The sequence below is a fragment of the Acinetobacter sp. BY419 genome, from assembly GCF_019038395.1.
Taxonomy (GTDB): Bacteria; Pseudomonadota; Gammaproteobacteria; order Pseudomonadales; family Moraxellaceae; genus Acinetobacter.
Genome location: NZ_JAGFXZ010000008.1, coordinates 48,194 through 66,627, shown reverse-complemented (window position 1 = coordinate 66,627; position 18,434 = coordinate 48,194). Strand labels below are relative to the sequence as shown.

The window sequence follows — 18,434 nt, the reverse complement described above, 5'->3', positions numbered from 1 at the left end:
GATGAGCCAACTGTATGCCCTTTGATGTCAATGCACACATTTATCCATGGCAGCAACAGGTCTGGGAAGCGCTGACTGGGCGCTTTCCCAAGCTTGGGCATGGCTTGTTGTTTTATGGGAAAAAAGGCTGTGGCAAAGAAGCATTTACCCAGCAGTTTTTGGCCTGGGTGTTATGCCTGAATCGTCAGCCTGCGGGGCCATGTGGTGAATGTAGCAGTTGCCAGTGGTTAAAAGCCGATACTCATCCCAATTATGTGCATATCAGTACCGATGAAGACAATAAAAAACAGAATGCCAAAATCAAGATCGAGAAGATTCGTGATCTTTTACCTTTTGTACAGCAAACTGTAGATGGCTGGCGGGTGATCGTGATTGAGCCGGCAGAAGCCTTGAATATTGCCTCTGCCAATGCCTTGCTCAAAACGCTGGAAGAACCCGGTGATAATACGGTTATTATTTTACTGGCGACTCATTATTTAAAATTGCCCGCGACCATACGGAGCCGCTTGCAGCACTTTGCCTTAGACCGGATTTCCGAACAACAATTTAGCGATTATGTCCAGAATCAGCTCCCGGATGCAGGCGCTAGTCAGCAACAGTTATTGATGAACCTGTCCAATCAGATGCCGCTACAAGCACTAGAGGTGGCACAAAGTGCCTGGCTGCCACTGCGTCAGGAATTCCTGCAAGACTGGCAAAAACTGGTCATGCAAAAAAATATGCCGCTTGCGATTGCGACCAAATGGAATAAAAGCCTGAGTTTTGGTGAATTTGCTCAAATGTTTGAATACTTGTTGTACGATTTAATTTGTGTCAAGCTCAATCAAATGGTGAAAAACATTGATCTTGAGTTTAATGTGCTTGCCGAACAGTATTCATTAGAAGCACTTTTTAAAATTTATGAAGATTTTCAGCGCGCCAAGCAATATCTCGAACAGAATGTCCAGAGTAATCTGGTCATCGATGAATTGTTTATCAAACTGATGAATCTTTAATTAAGGGGAAATCACATGCAACCACGTATGGGCGGTATTATTCAGGCCAATATTCCTGACATCGAAACACTATTTGCCAGCTATATGCCCTATGTGTTGGGTGGCGGGCTTTTTGTTCCTTCCAAGCAACCGGTCAAACTGGGTGAGGAAGTTTTTGTATTGACGACCCTGCCTGAACAGACCCAGAAAATTCCCTTAACCGGTAAAGTAATCTGGATATCGCAAAAGCAGAATGGCATTAAGCCACAAGGTTTTGGCATCCAGTTAAGCGGTGAAAAGGGCGTTTATTTCAAAAATGAAGCAGATCGTCTGGTTGCGGGTCTTAAATCTGAAGGACGTAAAAGTTACACTATGTAGTTCATTTAACTGTGGTAGGAACGCATTGTGTTTGTAGATACTCATTGTCATTTAACGATGCTGGATTTAACACCGTATAACGGTGATCTGGATCAGGCACTCGCACAGGCCCGTGAAGCGGGTGTATCCAGATTCATGAGTATCTCGGTCGATCTGGATGATCATATCGCGCTGGCGGAAATTGCCGCGCGTCATCCAGATGTCGGTTATACCGTGGGGGTACATCCTTGCGAAGATGCGGCAACTATGGCGCGTGCCACGACTGAATATCTGGTCGAGCTGGCACAACCGGAAAAAGTCTGGGCACTCGGTGAAACCGGTCTGGATTATTATCACAGTACAGATTTTGTCGAAGAACAGAAAGCCTGTTTTGCCCGGCATATTCATGCTTCACAAATCACCAAAAAACCCGTCGTGGTACATACCCGTTCCGCCAAGCATGATACCGTTGATATCATTCGCGCGGAAAAATCGACTCACGGGATTCTGCACTGTTTTACCGAGGACTGGGAAACGGCTAAAGCAGTACTGGATTGCGGTTATTATGTGTCATTTTCCGGGATTGTTTCCTTTAAAAATGCGCAGGATCTGCGTGATGTGGCCAAACAGGTTCCGCTGGATCGTGTGCTGATTGAAACGGATAGTCCTTATCTTGCTCCAATGCCGTATCGTGGCAAATCTAATGAGCCTAAATACGTTCCTTATGTAGCCAAAGCGCTTTGCGATGTATATGATAAGTCACTAGAAGAAATAGCTTATATCACACAGCAGAACTTTGAAAATCTTCTAAATTTAAAGTAAATAAAGTTATATAAAGTACAAGAGAGTTTATAGGGTGAAGATGGATCGTCAGGCTCAGTTTCGAGCAAGAGAAACCTTGATTTTTCAAGTCGCAGAACAGCTCCTGTTGGAAAATGGTGAAGCAGGAATGACGCTAGATGCGCTTGCTGCCGAGCTTGATCTGGCCAAAGGAACACTTTATAAGCATTTTCAGAGTAAAGATGAACTGTACATGCTGCTGATTATCCGTAATGAGCGCATGTTGCTGGAAATGATTCAGGATAGTGAAAAGGCTTTTCCTGAACATCTAGCCTTCTTTATGCTGCATCATTTACATCATCCAGAACGTACTGTGTTGTTTCACCAGATTGAAGAACGACTGTCAACGACAGGAGTCGGGATTCAGCACCTGTTCAGTGAGCTGTATCAGGTGCGTAAGCAGCGTTTGCGTCTGATTATCCGCATGACAGAAAGGTATCTGGATTCAATCAATAGCCGTATGTCGGTACGTGATTATCTGGCTTCGATCTGGTCGCTGACCCATGGTGCTGCTGCAATTCTCAATTCCAGTTTCTATCAGCGTTACTTGGGTTCACGCGATACCTTGCGTGTAGCCTATATTGATCAGGCACTGGCTTTACCCAAACAGGCGCATTCTGCCGAGCAGTTTGCCTAAGGTCGTCTTATGATCAGATCACCGCATAGCACAGTTCGTGGCTTTACCTTAATCGAATTGATGGTGGTGATTGTGATTATGGGTATCATGGCATCCCTGGTGCTGTTAAATACCAGTGGTGTTGATCATCGCAAAGCGATGCAGGCACGTGAGATTTTATTATTAGACCTGCAGCGCGTTATGCGTGAGGCCAATGACCAGTCCAGAATATTGGCCCTTGAAACTCAGCCAGCAACCGATGTTTCACCGTTTCGTTATGGGGTGGTGGAATATCGTTCTGCAGCCCAAGCTGAGCAGAACCTGCAAAATGAGAAATGGCAAAGTTATGCAGATTTCAAATTACGTAATTTGCCCGATCATGTTTCCTTCCAGATTCAGGCGCTAGAGCCGCAGCGGTATGCCAATGCACAAAATCGTGACCTGACTCAGGCCAATTCGCCTCAATTGATCTGGCTGGGTAATGGTGAGGTCAAGCCGGTACGCATTCAGTTCTTTTTAGAAGATCGCGAAATTGGCTCTGCGATTGAAATTGATCATCTGGGGAAAGTCAATGAAGGCTAGATCCTCACAGCGTAGCTCAGGCTTTACCTTGCTGGAGGTGATGGTCGCACTGGCAATTTTCGCCACCGCAGCCATGACGTTGACCAAAGTCGCAATGCAATATACTCAATCTACTTCAAATGCCATTCTGCGTACTAAAGCGCAGTTTGTCGCCCTGAATGAAGTGGCGCAAATGGAAATCAATCAGGAATGGATGGATGGCATGGCCTCCAAACAACTGACCCAGCAAGGCGAAACTTGGCAGATTGACAAGCGCAGTGAACCGACGATTAGCCCCAATGTACAGCGTATTGAACTACAGGTCAGTCTGGTCAATCAGGATACCGGCCAAGTTGCATCCGGGATCAGCAGCTTGATGTTCTTTAATCACCGCATGAACAATACCCCATGAAGCCTAAAGGATTTACCCTGGTCGAATTACTGGTTGCAATTGCGATCTTTGCCGTACTGTCTGCTTTGGGCTGGAAAGTTTTTGATTATATTGTCAAAACCAAAGATCAAAATACGATTCATGAGCAGCGTTTGGGGCAGTTGCAAAGCACTTATCAGCAAATCTTGCGGGATACGGTACAGACAGTTCCTCTAACAGCCAATATTAATGGTGATATTCAACCGGCCTTGGTTTTGCAAAATGGACGTTTTAATTTTAGTAAAACCGGGGTGACTGATCCTCTGGAACAAGGAATCTCTCCAGATGAGCGTATTGAATATCAGTATCGGGCCGATGAAAAGAGACTCTACCGACTGAAATACCGCAACCTGAATCAGACTGGACGTGATCAGCCGGAATCCAGTATTTTATTATCCGAGGTTGAGCAATTCCAGATCGTGGTGCTGAATCCGAATGAAATCACGCAATGGCCTGATGCTTCTGCAGATCTGAACCAATTAGAGCAGAAAAAGCGCTTACCCAAAGGCATTAAAATCAATTTAACCGTAAATGGTGTCAGCTATGAATGGATGTTTAGTTTACTCAATACAGACTTTCTGCTCGATAACCAGAATTCGGGGTTGACCAGTTAAAACAGAAGAATAAGAAGCAGATGAGCAATAGTGTGATGATGAAACAGCAGCAGGGAATTGCCCTGATTACCATTCTGGTGATGGTGGCATTGGCGACCATCCTTGCTGCCACGATTGCGCAGCGTCAGGCTGCAACGGCTGAAAGTACAGCCTATCTGATGCGGCAGAATCAGTCGCTGATGTATGCCAAAAGTGCTGAAGCTTTTTTTTCTGAACTATTGGTGGATGATGCTGAAAATGCCGCAGAGGTTGATCATCTGCAGGAAACCTGGGCGCAGCCAATGCCGGCTTTTCCGGTAGAAGACGGTTATGTTTCCGGAAAAATACAGGATGAATCGGGAAAGTTTAATTTAAATAGCCTGATCACTGCCGAAGATACCGTCAATGAAAATGCCAAAGCATGGTTCGAGCTGATTTTAAAGCGCGTCGGTTTGCCAGAGCAGCTCAGTGAGGCGGTGATTGACTGGCAGGATGAAAACGAGCTGGTTAGTGGCGGAATGGGTGCAGAATCTAATTATTATCAAGGCTTGCCCAATGCCGCTTTGCCACCGAATGCAAAATTTCATAGCGTAGAGGAATTAAAGCTGGTACGCGGCTTTGAGGAAAATAAGTACAAGCTGATAGCACCTTATCTGAGTGCTGCACCGATGCAGGAAAGTCCGGTCAATATCAATACAGCCTCTGCTTTTCTTCTGGCCAGCATGGATGAAAAGCTGGACGTAAATGCGGTGCAACAATTGCTGGATCAGCGTCAATCCAATCTAGAGCACTTTTCTAATGTGTCTGAACTGTGGGCAATTGAACCTTTCGCCCAGGTCGATGCTGGCAAGCGTAATCTGTTGAATAGCCTGCTGGGTGTGCAATCCAATTATTTTAAAGCCCAAATTGAAGTAGTATTAAGCGAACGCAAGCGTCAGTTTAGCAGTGATCTGGTGCGGCAGGACAAACAAGTGTATGTGGCTTATCGCAGCATGGCACCATTTTAAGCGCAGTTCATGAATTATACAGTCCGTATATATTCGAATGCCGGGCTGATCCCTTTTCCCTATGCTATTGAACAGCAAAATTAATCCTCAAAGCTTCACTTTTGCTTTATAATCAAAATTAATTCACCTATTTTTTGACGACATGACGGCATATGTTAATTCGTAAGTTATTTAAGTTTGAGAATGCTCATATTGTGCGTAACTGCACGTCAGACCGTTGTAAGCGTTCAATTCATGGTCATAGTTATAAAGTCGAGTTATTGCTGAAAGCCTCGAAGTTAGATCATGGTCAAATGGTCTATGACTTTGGTCTGCTTAAAGGTGTGATTAAGGATTTCTTTGATTCTTTCGATCATGCCATCTGTTTCTGGCAAAATGACGACCCGGAATATATTCAGGCCTGCAAGAATTTCAGTGCGCGTTGGGTATCTTTACCGGTATCACCATCGGCAGAGCAGTTTTCACGTATTTTCTTCTTTCTTGCACAACAAGTGCTGGCATCGACTGTTACTCAAAATGGCGAAGGTGATGTCGAGGTCTATTCTGTGATTGTGCATGAAACCGATACCGGTTATGCACAAAGCTTTTTAGAAGATATTCAAAATGAACAGATGGGGATTCTCAGTCTGGAACAAATTGAGTTCTCTGAACAGGTGCAAGCTGAATGGACCGATCCCGACATGTTTGCCAAGCTCAAACACGGCACGCCATTTCATAACCCTACAGTAGATTTACAGGTACAGATTTAAAGTCTGCGTGACTTTAAATCCATTGACATAGATTTAGGATTGAAGAATGTCTTTAAATGAACAGCAACTGGCCAAACTGAATAAAGTTCAGTTGGATGAAAGCTGGAAATATGGATTGAGTGAGTTTTTACTTAGTCCGAAAATGGATGAATTAAAAGCATTTCTCATTGAAGAAAAAAAAGCAGATAAAATCATTTATCCTCCCAATCATCTGATTTTTAATGCTTTAAATACCACACCGCTAGATCGGGTGAAAGTGGTGATTTTAGGGCAGGATCCTTATCATGGCCCAAATCAGGCGCATGGATTAAGCTTTTCAGTGCAAAAGGGGGTTGCATTACCTCCATCTTTGCGTAATATTTTTCATGAGTTACATGCTGATGTTGGGGTGGAAAAACCCAAGCATGGTGACTTGACGCACTGGGCAGAGCAGGGTGTGCTTTTGCTTAATGCAGTACTGACCGTGGAAGCAGGTCAGCCGACTTCGCATCAGAAGCGCGGTTGGGAAGAATTTACCGATCACGTTATTGATGTATTAAATGAGCAGCGTGAACATATTGTCTTTATTCTTTGGGGCGCATACGCACAGCGTAAAGGACAGCGCATCAATCAAGACAAGCATCTCGTGTTAAAGGCCGCACATCCATCGCCTTTAGCCGCAAACCGTGGTGGTTTTTTTGGTTGTAAAGTATTTTCAAAATCGAACAACTACCTCAAGCAACATGGCATTGAGCCTATAGATTGGCAGCTGGACGCATGAAATATTCTCCCCTTACTAAACATTATCATCCGGATCTGATTGTTGAAGAAGCGCACAATGGTTGGCGTATCGTTCGTTTAAATCGTCCGAAATCTTTGCATGCTCTCGATGAGTCGATTGCTTCCGCACTTCTGGAAGTCTTTCGGGATTTTCATCGTGATGACAGCGTAAAAGCCATCTGGCTGGATTCAACCACACCCAAAGCATTCTGTGCCGGTGGGGATGTGCGTAAGCTGCGTCAACTGGTCATTAATGATGAAGTGGCGGCTGCCAATAAGTTCTTTGAGCAGGAGTATGCGCTCGACCTGTTACTGCATAATTACGCTAAACCGGTTTTAGTCTGGGGTGAAGGTTATGTAATGGGTGGTGGTTTGGGCCTGTTTATGGCGGCGCCTTTCCGTTTAGTGACCCCATATTCGCGTTTGGCGATGCCTGAGATCAATATCGGTTTATATCCGGACGTGGGTGCAACCCGCTTCCTGGCAGATCGTGGTGCGATTGGCTTGTTTAACGGATTGACTGGTTCAATCATGACCGCTGCGGGCGCTTATGGTATTGGCTGGGCAACGCATATTTGTGATGCACAACGTGATTCGGTATTAGATAAAGTCATTAATATCGATTGGGATCATTATCCTGCGGGCGACTTCCGTGCCATTGATGACACACTCAATAGTATGCACCGTCCGGTGGGGCCGGGACCGCTGCAAAATTCTCTGGATGTGATTCAGAGTGTTTGCCGTGGTGTTAACTTCGAGCATGATTATGAATCGATTATTGGCCTGAGTGATGCACGCAGTGACTGGTTACGTCAGGCCAGTGAAAACCTGAAAAAAGGTTCACCAACCACCGCAGCCTTGACTTGGCTATTATGGCAATGGGGCAAGCAGGTACATTCCTGGAAGGAAGTTTTTGAGCTGGAAGTTCAGATCTCAGACTGGAAAATCCGTGATCATGATTTTGTGGAAGGTGTGCGAGCACGTCTGGTCGATAAAGACTTGTCACCGGAATGGAAGCAGGGTACAGATATGAGCTTAAAAGGTATTCTGTCAGGAAATCCTCCAGTTACAAGCATTGAAAGCTGGAATGAGTTGCTCAAGCATTATGGTGTGATTTAAGCCTCGATGTCCGAAACACAATTTACAGATGAATACTGGATGCAGTGTGCTTACGAGCAGGCTGCACTTGCTGCTGCACAAGGAGAAATTCCAGTAGGTGCGATTATCGTCAGCCAGAATCAGATCATTGGTCAGGGATTTAATGCACCGATCTCGTTGAATGATCCCACTGCGCATGCAGAGATTGTAGCGCTGCGTGATGCCTGTCAAAATATCCGGAATTATCGCTTGCCTGATGATGCGGTACTGTATGTGACTTTAGAACCTTGTACCATGTGTGTTGGTGCGCTGGTGCATGCACGGGTTTCAAAGGTGGTATTTGGGGCATTTGAAGCGAAAGCGGGTTCATTGGTGAGTGCGCGTCAACTATTTGAAACCGGCTACTATAATCACGTATTTCCTTTCGAAGCAGGCTGTATGCAGCAGCAATGTTCTGAACAGCTCAGTGCATTTTTCAAGCTGCGCCGTAAGCAGAAACGACAACTCAAGTTACAAGAAAAGTTATTAAATACGCAGAAATAAATCTATTTTATCCGCTAAAATTTGCTCACTTTCAAATAACTACACTCTTCAGGAACAATAATGAACAGCATTCAAGTAAAAAAAGAATTCCCGGCAGCTCTTGATGATGTCTTTGATTTAATGTCTAAGCATGCCACCTACAATATTGCTTTCGCACCGATGCAGGTTGAACGAATCAAGGATTCTGCAAATGCTGAATATCCAGATGGACTCGGTTCGGTACGTGCATTGGGAGTGGGGCCAGTAAAACCTCTAAAAGAACAGATTACTTTATTTGAGCCGAATGCTCGCATTGAATATCAGATTATTAAAAATCCCTTGATCAAGCATCATTTGGGCATTATTGAATTTGAAGCACTGGCTGATGACAAAACGCTAGTGACTTATACGATTGAATTGCAGGCACGTGCGCCTTTTGTGAGTAAATTAATCCTTGCACAGTTACAGGTAGCGATTAAACTAGGCCTGACAAAACTCGCAAAATCTGTTTAAACAACAACGGGAAAGCAATGACAGTTCAAATTATTACCATTGATGGTCCAAGTGGGTCTGGCAAAGGCACGTTGGCAGCGAAACTGGCTGCCCATTATCAGTTTCACTTATTAGATTCTGGTGCTTTATACCGCCTTTTGGGTTTGTCATTGCATCAACATGATTTGCTGGATTCATTGGACACAAAATTGCCGGAATGCGTACAAATTGCAACAAATTTGGATATCCAGTTTGTCAGTACCGAAACCGGGGTGCAGGTGTGGCTGGATGGCGAAGATGTGTCCCAAACCATTCGCACTGAGCGGGTGGGGGAATTTGCTTCAAAAGTCGCAGCAATTCCTGAGCTTAGAATGGCGATGGTTTCACGTCAGCATGCTTTTGCACAGGCGCCGGGTCTGGTGGCAGACGGGCGCGATATGGCCACAAGTATCTTTCCAAACGCCCAGGCAAAAATATATTTGACCGCCTCGGCTGAATCGCGCGCGCAAAGACGTGTAAAGCAGTTGCAGGGTATGGGGCTGGATGTTAAAATAAACGACATTTTAGCTAATATCATCGCACGCGATAAACGAGATATGGAACGCACTGTCGCTCCACTCAAGCCTGCCGATGATGCTTACGTTATCGATAGTTCAACTTTGAACATCGATGAAGTATTCCAACTGATGACCGCTTATGTGGATCAGCAGTTAGCAAATTAACCTAATTTTATCAGCAAACGCATAGCTTGATCAGTTTTATATGGACTATGTAGATGCTTAATTAAACCGGCCTTGTCTGATCCAAGACCGCTGACTTTATCGGAAATATCATGACCGAATCTTTTGCAGCCCTCTTTGAAGCAAGCGAATTAAACCTCAACGTTGAAAAGGGTGCAGTAATCCAGGGCGTTGTAGTAAGCATTGACTCTGATTGGGTAACTGTTGACACTGGCCTTAAATCTGAAGGCATTGTTGACCGTGCTGAGTTCTTAAATGAACAGCGCGAACTTGAAGTTCAAGTTGGCGACACTGTAGACGTAGTTGTTGAAGCACTTGACAATGGTATGGGTCAAACAGTTCTTTCTCGCGAAAAAGCTAAACGCGCAGAAACTTGGACTAAACTTGAAAAAATCTTTGAAGACGGCGAAATCGTTACTGGTGTTATCTCTGGTAAAGTTAAAGGTGGTTTCACTGTTGACATCGGTCCAGTACGTGCGTTCCTTCCAGGTTCTTTAGTTGATACTCGTCCTATTCGTGATACTACTCACCTAGAAGGTAAAGAGTTAGAATTTAAAGTAATCAAACTTGACGCTAAACGTAACAACGTTGTTGTTTCACGTCGTGCTGTTATGGAAGCTGAATCTTCAGCTGACCGTGAAGCTCTTCTTGCTCAGCTTGAAGAAGGTCAAACAGTTACTGGTACTATCAAAAATCTTACTGACTACGGCGCATTCGTTGACCTTGGCGGTATTGATGGTCTTCTTCACATCACTGATATGGCTTGGAAACGCATCAAGCACCCTTCAGAAGTTGTTGAAGTGGGTCAAGAAGTTACTGTTAAAGTCCTTAAGTTCGACCGCGAACGTAACCGTGTTTCTCTAGGTCTTAAACAACTTGGCGAAGATCCATGGTTAGCGATCATGAACCGTTACCCTAAAGGTTCAATCGTTAAAGCGCGCGTAACTAACCTGACTGACTATGGTTGTTTCGCTGAAATCGCTGAAGGCGTTGAAGGTTTAGTACACGTTTCAGAAATGGATCACACTAACAAAAACATCCACCCATCTAAAGTTGTTCAGATTGGTGACGAAGTTGATGTTATGGTTCTTGAAGTTGATGAAGAGCGTCGTCGTATTTCTCTTGGTATCAAACAAACTCGTGCTAACCCATGGGAAGAGTTTGCTAAAGACCACGACAAAGGCGAGAAAGTTTCTGGTACGATCAAATCTATCACTGACTTCGGTATCTTCATCGGTTTACCAGGCGGTATCGACGGTCTAGTTCACCTGTCTGATATTTCTTGGAACGAACAAGGCGAAGAAGCGATTCGTCGTTACAAGAAAGGCGACACTGTTGAAGCGGTTATCCTTTCTGTAGACGCTGAAGGCAACCGTATCAGCCTTGGCATCAAGCAAATGAACAACGATCCGTTCAATGATTTCCTTGCTGCTAACGAACGCGGTGCGTTGGTTAAAGGTACTGTAACTGCAGTTGATGCTAAAGGCGCAACTGTTAAGTTAGCTGACGAAGTTGAAGCGACTCTGAAAGCATCTGAAATCAACCGCGATCGCGTTGAAGATGCAACTAAGTTCCTTGAAGTTGGTCAAGAAGTTGAAGCGAAGATCATCAACGTTGATCGTAAATCTCGCGCAATCAACTTGTCTATCAAAGCGAAAGACGAAGCTGAAGAGAAAGAAGCAGTTGCTAACTTGAAAACAGCTCCAGCAGCTGGTCAAGAAAATGGTCCTAAGACTATTGGTGATCTGATCAAAGCGCAAATGAGCAACTAAGTAAGCGTTTGAATTGTATTGTTAATGTAAGTTAACTAATACTTTTTATACAAATACTGTAAACGGTAGCGTAGTATTTAATTATTGCGCTACCGTTTTGTATTTAAACAGGTTATTATCTGGGAATAGATCCCAAGTAGCTTGATAATTAAAGAGGTCGCAGATGACTACTGAAGCACTTAATAAGTCTGACTTAATAGAGCGTATTGCGTTAAAAAATCCACATTTGGCTGAGCCTCTGGTAGAAGAGGCAGTTAAAATTATGATTGATCAAATGATAGAAGCTTTATCATCTGATAATCGTATCGAGATTCGTGGATTTGGTAGTTTTGCATTGCATCACCGTGAACCGCGCGTAGGTCGTAACCCGAAAACTGGTAAATCTGTAGAGGTGGCTGCAAAGGCAGTGCCGCACTTTAAACCAGGCAAGGCATTACGTGACGCTGTAAACGAGTCTGCGCAAAAATAATTGTAAATATTTTACGGGGTGTTCATGCGCTACGTTCTGGTCATTTTATTATTAGTACTGTTTGGTTATTCATTAGCATTAGTTTTGCAAAATGGTACCGAATTGTCAGTGGACTTGTTATTTACTCAAGTTCCCGCAATGCGCCTGGGATTATTGCTTCTCCTCACTTTATCTTTAGGTGTAGTTTTGGGCCTGTTATTGGGCGTTCAGATCTTCCGGGTTTTTCAGACAAATTGGGAAATTAAAAGACTGCGTAAAGACATTGAACATCTACGTAAGGAACAGTTGAATACAGCCAAGTTAATGGCCGCTGAAGCAGCAGCCCATACCCGGCATGAAAAAACTGTATTAGATATTACCAATGAAAATCAAAGCCCATTATAATGGGCTTATTTTTTGCCTATATGAAGGGGTAATCTCTTGAGTATCATTGTTGCACTAGATGCTAAAAGCCAATTTGATGCCTTATCCATTGCAGAACAGCTAGATCCTGCTTTGTGTCGACTAAAAGTTGGTAAAGAGTTATTTACCCATGAAGGTCCAATCATTGTCAAAGTACTTCAAGATAAAGGTTTTGATGTGTTTCTGGATCTGAAATTCCATGATATTCCAAATACAACGGCACAGGCAGTCTGCGCGGCAGCTGATTTGGGCGTGTGGATGGTAAATGTGCATGCCTCTGGTGGTCGTAAGATGATGGAAACCTGTGCAGAGCGTTTAAAAGCGGGTAATTATCAGACTCAGTTGATTGCGGTAACTGTTCTTACTTCAATGGGCGGTGAAGACCTGAAAGATATTGGCCTGGACATTGAACCCAATGAGCATGTGAAACGTCTGGCACAGCTGACAAAAGATAGTGGCCTGGATGGAGTGGTATGTTCAGCTCAGGAAGCCAAAATGTTGCGCGAAACATTAGGTCAATACTTTGCCTTGGTGACACCAGGTATTCGTCCTGAAGGTTCAAATGCTGATGATCAGAAGCGTATTGTCACACCAAAACAGGCAATGCTGGATGGCTCTACTCATCTGGTGATTGGTCGTCCGATTACCCAGTCTAAAAATATGCGTCAGACCTTAAAAGATATTTTGGCAACGCTTTAATCTTATATAAATGATAAAAAGCCTTTCAGTTGAAAGGCTTTTTTAGATATTCAGAAAATATAAATAATAATTAAAGTAAATGAATTTCTATGAATGCATCTGAACTACCTTCAGAAAAAGAACAGGACGATCTGATTCAAAATGTTCAACAGGCGGAACAACTCAAACGACAAGAACAGCAGGCAAGCTCAGTAGATTGGACAGCGGGGATCGATGTTGTCAGTTTGACATCTGATGCCATTAGCCTTGCTTCGGATGTTATTGAAACAGTAGGCGATGCCTTAGGTAATATTGACTTAAGTTTTTAGTCAACCCTCCCGGCCCCTTTCTTGTGCTTCGTTTTAAAATCCTGCTTTAAAACTTGGTCAGGGAGGAGAGTCCTTCTTTATAAAAGATATTTAGGAAGATTGAGACAGCGATAAAGCTATTAAATCGCTGCCAATATACTCACCATAATTGGCGCAAGCACAGAAAGTATAAATCCACTCACCATAGCATGCGGGATAAAATCATGCCCGCAGGCCTGTTTAACCATTGGCAAAGTTACATCCATTGCGGTTGCACCTGCTGCTGAAATGGCCGATCTTGGATATCTCCAGCCCATACAATACATCAGTAATATGGCGAAAATTTCTCTAAACAGGTCATTCATCAGCGCGATACTGCCGAGTTCAGCATTGCGAAGTTCCGTGACGACAACGCCTGACATCGAATAAAATCCATAACCTTGTGACAGCATGATCAAATCTTTCATACCAATTTCGGTGTTCCAGAATGAATAGGCTATGACCGCAAATAGGGAACCAAAAATACAACCAATGGGAACCAGTAGAATTTTAAAATTTAACCAGGAACGGTCTAAGGGTGAATAAGCCAGATCCAGGCCAATCATGAGCATAAATACCAATAACAAATGCCAGGTGCTAATTTGCAAGGACACATCAAACAGACTCAAGCCTGCATGTAAAAAGTATCCGCCTGCGAGAGCCAAAAATGCATAACTCATATTTAGCAAGGATTTGAGCACCAGATCGACGGAGACCCGGCCTGAACTGGGAAGAAAACCTGCCCATTTAAATAGCAGATAGCAAAATGCAAAAGCACCGAGTGAGGTCAGAAAGGCAATACTGATCGATGTACTCAAAATCTGTAGGGGATGCTGTAACTCATCTACGAGCTGTGAAAACTCAAAGGCAATTGCAATCAATAAAACATAGCTAAAATAGGGTAATAGCTTGAAACAGATTTTAATAATCGAAAGCGGAATTCGTTTTGCCATAGCAAAACCGAGTGCTAAACAGAATAGAAGCTGGAAGATGAGCCAGAGCGATTGCATAAGTTTAATGGATTGAAAAAATTACCTTTAAATTATGCCACCGCTTAATGCTATATGGTAAAAGCTTTTAGGTGACTTTATTGAATAATCGATAATCTGCGGCATTGGTTTTTTTTGTCTTAAGCCAGTATTTCCAAGTATAAGTCGGCCATAAGGCAAAGTTCTTACCCCCTTCCTGCTGATACCAGCTGACACAGCCAGACTGCCAAACAGTCTTTTCAAACATATGTTGCACCTGCTGATTAAATGCATCCTGTGCCTGATCTTTGACCATAATAGCGTTGCTGTGGGATTGATCGACCAGTTGCATCAATTGCAAGATAAATTCAACTTGTGCCTCAATCATGAAAATCACAGAGTTGTGCGCCAATAAAGTATTTGGCCCCAGTAACTGAAACAGGTTTGGAAAGTCTTTCACACAAATTCCATAATAGTTTTCAGCACCTTGTTTCCAGACTTCATTCAGCTCTACGCCATTGAGCCCGGTACATTGAAAATTCTTCATATAAATGCGCGGATCAGTAATGAATCCGGTGCCATAAATCAGACAGTCAATCGGCCGTTCTTTGCCATCCTGGGTGATGATGCTATGTTCAGTCAGTTCCTGAATCTTCTCAGTCACAAGTTCTACATTGGTACGGTTAAAAGTCGGGAAGTAGCGATTAGAGACCAGAATACGTTTACAGCCCATGATGTAATCTGGGGTCAGTTTTTTAGCCAATTCAGGATTTTTGACCTCATATTTAATGAATAGTTCTGCCAGTTTCTGGGTGTATTTCATAATGCCCGGTTTGACAATCGGTACGACACGCGATTCATTTGACCAATATAAGCGGGTACGATGTAATTTTCGAAACCAGTCATATTTTTTAAATAGTTTCTTTTCAAGATTCGGATAAGTGCGTTCATCACGGGGAATGACCCAAGCCGCAGTACGTTGCATGACATACAGGTGTTTGCATTGCGGAGCAATTTCCGGAATATATTGAATGGCGCTGCCACCAGTTCCAATCGATGCGACATTTTTGCCAGTCAGATTATAAGAGTGATCCCATTGCGCGGAATGAAATACTTTGCCCTGGAATTTCTCAATACCGGGAATATGCGGGATTTGGGGAATATGCAACGGCCCAGAAGCAAATATAACAAACTGTGCTTCGAGTATGGTTTGATCCTGTAGCTGCAATTGCCACACACAGCGGTCTGCCTGATAATGTGCTGCCAGTACTTCGGTATTTAAACGGCAGAAAGCACGCAGATTATAATCAGTCACCAGATCCTGAATATAAGAAAATATCTCGGGTGCTTCCGCATAACGCTTGGACCAATCACTTTTCGGGGCAAATGACAGGGAATATAAATGTGATTGCACATCACAGGCTGCTCCCGGGTACTGGTTATCCCGCCAGGTTCCACCAAAATCATTACCTTTTTCCAAAATAATAAAGTCATTAATACCCTGTTGTTGTAGACGTATTGCCATGGCAATACCGCCGAAACCGGCTCCAATAATGGCAACTTTGGTATGAGGGTGGGAGCGTGTGGCAGTGGCATGATCTAGCATTAGTACATTCCTTGTTTATTTTAATGTTGGATATTTATCGTAATTTGCTCCTAAACGATTAGACATAAAATTGATCTAAACGGCAATAGCCGGCACATTAATTTTATAGTACAACTAGTTCAAGCACATTGTATTTGTATGGTTATGAAACGTTCTGTTCTCAGTCTGATGTATTTGATTCAAGGGATGCGCAAGGCTGGCATGGAAGTCGATCAGAAACTACAAAACATTGGGCTGCGTGTAGATGCCTTTGATCCAAGCTCGGTTATTCACCCAAGTCTGGAACATGATGTGCTTAAGGTGGTGGGACAGGAAATCCAGCCTGAACAGGGATTATTGATTGGCCAGCATTATGCCTTGGCAGGTTATGGTCCCTTGTTAATGTTGCTGGTGACCAGTCCTACGGTACGTGATGCACTGAATCAGGTAATCCGTTTTCAGCAGTTGACGCATCTGACAGGCCAATTGTCTTTGCAGCAAAGCGAACATCATAGTGCGCTATGTTATCGAGCGAAGCAGCAAGATGATCCTTTGGGAATGTTGCTGGCACAGGCTGAAATTTCCGGAACTTTTAAGTTTATTCGGGAAATCTACAAAATGATGGGCTTATCCAAACCTGATCTGCGGATCGAGTTACCATTTGCCTATCCGGAAGATCTGAATACCTTAAAGGTCTACCATGATTATTATGGAACACAGGTACAGTTCGGTGCACCTCGGGCTGCATTCTGGTTTGATAAAGCAGTTCTGGATATTAAAATCCCCTCTGCGGATGCGGTGACTTTTGCCATCTATGAAGCCAAATGCCTGGCTGAACTAGAACGTTTGCAGGAGGATGAACAGACACCGACTGTGGTGCAGCGAGTACAGGATTATCTGGAAATCCAAAGCGGCCTGATGCCGAGTATGGCTGAAACTGCGCAGGCGTTGAATATTCCGGAGAGAACCTTGCGGCATCAGTTACAGCAGTGTAATACCAGTTATAAGCAGATTCGCGAAGAGATTATTAAAGATAAAGCTTTGCGACTGATTGAATATAAACAGTATTCGATTGAAATGATTGCAGAATTATTGGGTTATTCCGAGCCGGCCGCTTTTAACCATGCCTTTAAACGCTGGTTTGGGCAAAGTCCTCGGCAATATATAAAATAGCCTAAGTTTGTTTATGCCAAAGTGTTATAGCGTGTTGATTAAACTTCGCTATAATTAAATTGATCCCAAATAGTACGAAATTCTATGTCCGATTTTAATTCACAGCACAGCACCGCTTTTAGTCCGATTTCTCCTGCAGAACGTTATGCACAAGCGATATCTTCAGGACAGTTTATGCCTGATGAAGCACAGGCAATGGCAGTACATGAACTGAATCGTGTCTGGCTGGAATTGATTCAGCGTTTTAAAGCCTCGAAAAAAGCATTTCGCCGCTTTCGCCGTCAGACGTCCCCCAAAGGTGTATATATGTGGGGCGGTGTAGGACGTGGCAAAACCTGGTTGATGGATCAGTTTTATGATTCGATTCCATTTCGCCGTAAAACCCGGATGCATTTTCACCATTTCATGCAGCATGTGCATCGTGAATTAAACAAATTATCCGGACAGCGTAATCCGCTAGATATCGTAGCGGATCGGATTTATAAAGAAGCTGTCGTCATCTGTTTTGATGAATTCTTTGTATCCAACGTGACGGATGCGATGATCCTGAGCGATCTGTTCCAGAAGCTTTTTGAACGCGGCATTACCTTGGTCGCTACTTCAAATATCGCCCCGGACGGTTTATATAAAAACGGCATTCACCGTGACCGTTTCTTGCCAACGATTGAACTGGTCAAGAAAAACTGTGTGGTATTAAATGTCGATGCCGGGGTTGATTACCGTTTACGGGTTTTGAAACAGGCACAACTGTTTAAATTCCCGTTAACGCATGATAATAAAAACTGGATTGCGCAACGTTTTAGTGCGTTGACCCAGACGCAGACCTGCTCTGACGAACCGATTATTATCAATAACCGTATTGTCGAAACCGTATCACATACCGAAGATGTATTGTGGTGCGAGTTTTCTGAGCTGTGTCTAAAACCACGTAGTCCGGCTGATTTTATTGAAATCGCCAATATTTATAATACGGTTTTAGTCAGTAATGTGCCGCATCTGACTGACTTCCTGAGTGATGGTACGCGCCGTTTTATTTATCTGGTGGATGAGTTTTATGACCGCGGCGTCAAGTTGCTCTTAACCTCGGAAGATAATATCGTGGATATTTACCAGGGTGAGAAACTGGCCTTTGAAATTGAACGAACCCGTTCCCGTTTACTGGAAATGCAGTCAGATGAATATCTGAATTCTGAACATCGCCAGATTGAGAAAATCGCCTCCGTGAATGGAGAATAACCATAAAAGCGCTGGTCATTCACCAGTGCTTTTTTTATCAAAATGAGCACTGAAATGATCGACAAG

At 43.6% G+C, this 18,434-nt stretch carries 23 protein-coding genes; 21 read left to right on the top strand and 2 right to left on the bottom strand.

Translation table 11 applies throughout. The features are described 5' to 3' along the window. Positions 1 to 14 precede the first annotated feature (14 nt). The 19 genes from KUG37_RS04980 to KUG37_RS04890 all read left to right on the top strand — a co-directional run bounded on the left by KUG37_RS04980 (position 15) and on the right by KUG37_RS04890 (position 13,388). Positions 15 to 995 carry a DNA polymerase III subunit delta' C-terminal domain-containing protein gene (locus KUG37_RS04980; protein WP_216940248.1) on the top strand — a complete coding sequence of 327 codons (981 nt, stop codon included), beginning with the start codon at positions 15 to 17 and terminating at the stop codon, positions 993 to 995. 15 nt (positions 996 to 1,010) lie between these two features. Next, positions 1,011 to 1,352 carry a PilZ domain-containing protein gene (locus KUG37_RS04975; RefSeq protein WP_216934953.1) on the top strand — a complete coding sequence of 114 codons (342 nt, stop codon included), beginning with the start codon at positions 1,011 to 1,013 and terminating at the stop codon, positions 1,350 to 1,352. Between the two features lie 27 nt (positions 1,353 to 1,379). Beyond that, positions 1,380 to 2,153 carry a TatD family hydrolase gene (locus KUG37_RS04970; RefSeq protein ID WP_216934951.1) on the top strand — a complete coding sequence of 258 codons (774 nt, stop codon included), beginning with the start codon at positions 1,380 to 1,382 and terminating at the stop codon, positions 2,151 to 2,153. 40 nt (positions 2,154 to 2,193) lie between these two features. Next, on the top strand, positions 2,194 to 2,808 hold the full coding sequence (locus tag KUG37_RS04965) for a TetR/AcrR family transcriptional regulator (RefSeq protein WP_216934949.1): 615 nt from the start codon (positions 2,194 to 2,196) through the stop codon (positions 2,806 to 2,808). 9 nt (positions 2,809 to 2,817) lie between these two features. Next, the gene (locus tag KUG37_RS04960) at positions 2,818 to 3,369 is read left to right on the top strand and encodes a type II secretion system protein (protein ID WP_216940246.1); all 552 of its coding nucleotides are present in this window, start codon (positions 2,818 to 2,820) and stop codon (positions 3,367 to 3,369) included. Continuing rightward, positions 3,359 to 3,760, top strand: coding sequence for a type II secretion system minor pseudopilin GspI (gene gspI / locus KUG37_RS04955; protein WP_216934944.1), 402 nt, complete (start codon positions 3,359 to 3,361; stop codon positions 3,758 to 3,760). Before KUG37_RS04960 ends, gspI begins: the two co-directional genes overlap by 11 nt. Continuing rightward, the gene (gspJ, locus tag KUG37_RS04950) at positions 3,757 to 4,392 is read left to right on the top strand and encodes a type II secretion system minor pseudopilin GspJ (protein WP_216934942.1); all 636 of its coding nucleotides are present in this window, start codon (positions 3,757 to 3,759) and stop codon (positions 4,390 to 4,392) included. Before gspI ends, gspJ begins: the two co-directional genes overlap by 4 nt. A gap of 38 nt (positions 4,393 to 4,430) precedes the next feature. Beyond that, the gene (gene gspK / locus KUG37_RS04945; protein WP_216935008.1) at positions 4,431 to 5,378 is read left to right on the top strand and encodes a type II secretion system minor pseudopilin GspK; all 948 of its coding nucleotides are present in this window, start codon (positions 4,431 to 4,433) and stop codon (positions 5,376 to 5,378) included. Between the two features lie 152 nt (positions 5,379 to 5,530). Then, positions 5,531 to 6,127, top strand: coding sequence for a 6-carboxytetrahydropterin synthase (locus KUG37_RS04940; protein ID WP_216934940.1), 597 nt, complete (start codon positions 5,531 to 5,533; stop codon positions 6,125 to 6,127). Between the two features lie 46 nt (positions 6,128 to 6,173). Further along, positions 6,174 to 6,887, top strand: a complete 714-nt coding sequence (gene ung / locus KUG37_RS04935) for a uracil-DNA glycosylase (protein ID WP_216934938.1) — start codon at positions 6,174 to 6,176, stop codon at positions 6,885 to 6,887. Further along, positions 6,884 to 8,005: an enoyl-CoA hydratase/isomerase family protein gene (locus KUG37_RS04930; protein WP_216934936.1), complete on the top strand. Its 1,122-nt coding sequence runs from the start codon at positions 6,884 to 6,886 to the stop codon at positions 8,003 to 8,005. The genes ung and KUG37_RS04930 overlap by 4 nt, the downstream gene beginning before the upstream one ends. 6 nt (positions 8,006 to 8,011) lie before the next feature. Then, positions 8,012 to 8,527 carry a tRNA adenosine(34) deaminase TadA gene (tadA, locus tag KUG37_RS04925; protein WP_216934935.1) on the top strand — a complete coding sequence of 172 codons (516 nt, stop codon included), beginning with the start codon at positions 8,012 to 8,014 and terminating at the stop codon, positions 8,525 to 8,527. A gap of 60 nt (positions 8,528 to 8,587) precedes the next feature. After that, positions 8,588 to 9,019 (top strand): SRPBCC family protein, encoded by a 432-nt coding sequence (locus tag KUG37_RS04920; RefSeq protein ID WP_216934934.1) that lies wholly within the window; start codon positions 8,588 to 8,590, stop codon positions 9,017 to 9,019. A 17-nt stretch (positions 9,020 to 9,036) separates the two neighbouring features. Continuing rightward, entirely contained in the window at positions 9,037 to 9,720 is a 684-nt protein-coding gene (cmk, locus tag KUG37_RS04915) for a (d)CMP kinase (RefSeq protein ID WP_216934933.1), read from the top strand. A 110-nt stretch (positions 9,721 to 9,830) separates the two neighbouring features. After that, positions 9,831 to 11,510 (top strand): 30S ribosomal protein S1, encoded by a 1,680-nt coding sequence (rpsA, locus tag KUG37_RS04910; RefSeq protein ID WP_216934932.1) that lies wholly within the window; start codon positions 9,831 to 9,833, stop codon positions 11,508 to 11,510. A gap of 163 nt (positions 11,511 to 11,673) precedes the next feature. Next, the gene (locus KUG37_RS04905; RefSeq protein ID WP_064096560.1) at positions 11,674 to 11,979 is read left to right on the top strand and encodes an integration host factor subunit beta; all 306 of its coding nucleotides are present in this window, start codon (positions 11,674 to 11,676) and stop codon (positions 11,977 to 11,979) included. A gap of 24 nt (positions 11,980 to 12,003) precedes the next feature. Then, positions 12,004 to 12,363 (top strand): lipopolysaccharide assembly protein LapA domain-containing protein, encoded by a 360-nt coding sequence (locus KUG37_RS04900; protein ID WP_004278852.1) that lies wholly within the window; start codon positions 12,004 to 12,006, stop codon positions 12,361 to 12,363. Between the two features lie 36 nt (positions 12,364 to 12,399). Beyond that, positions 12,400 to 13,080 carry an orotidine-5'-phosphate decarboxylase gene (gene pyrF, locus KUG37_RS04895; protein ID WP_216934931.1) on the top strand — a complete coding sequence of 227 codons (681 nt, stop codon included), beginning with the start codon at positions 12,400 to 12,402 and terminating at the stop codon, positions 13,078 to 13,080. Positions 13,081 to 13,169: 89 nt separating this feature from the next. Next, positions 13,170 to 13,388 (top strand): hypothetical protein, encoded by a 219-nt coding sequence (locus tag KUG37_RS04890; RefSeq protein ID WP_216934930.1) that lies wholly within the window; start codon positions 13,170 to 13,172, stop codon positions 13,386 to 13,388. A gap of 119 nt (positions 13,389 to 13,507) precedes the next feature. Here KUG37_RS04890 and KUG37_RS04885 read toward each other — a convergent pair whose 3' ends face one another. Then, on the bottom strand, positions 13,508 to 14,416 hold the full coding sequence (locus KUG37_RS04885) for a lysine exporter LysO family protein (RefSeq protein ID WP_216934928.1): 909 nt from the start codon (positions 14,414 to 14,416) through the stop codon (positions 13,508 to 13,510). Between the two features lie 67 nt (positions 14,417 to 14,483). Next, on the bottom strand, positions 14,484 to 15,980 hold the full coding sequence (locus KUG37_RS04880) for an NAD(P)/FAD-dependent oxidoreductase (RefSeq protein ID WP_216934926.1): 1,497 nt from the start codon (positions 15,978 to 15,980) through the stop codon (positions 14,484 to 14,486). A gap of 144 nt (positions 15,981 to 16,124) precedes the next feature. On the opposite strand from KUG37_RS04880, the gene KUG37_RS04875 reads away from it, so the two are divergent. Beyond that, positions 16,125 to 17,132: an AraC family transcriptional regulator gene (locus tag KUG37_RS04875; protein ID WP_216934924.1), complete on the top strand. Its 1,008-nt coding sequence runs from the start codon at positions 16,125 to 16,127 to the stop codon at positions 17,130 to 17,132. Positions 17,133 to 17,216: 84 nt separating this feature from the next. Beyond that, positions 17,217 to 18,368 carry a cell division protein ZapE gene (gene zapE / locus KUG37_RS04870; RefSeq protein WP_216934923.1) on the top strand — a complete coding sequence of 384 codons (1,152 nt, stop codon included), beginning with the start codon at positions 17,217 to 17,219 and terminating at the stop codon, positions 18,366 to 18,368. Positions 18,369 to 18,434 lie beyond the last annotated feature (66 nt).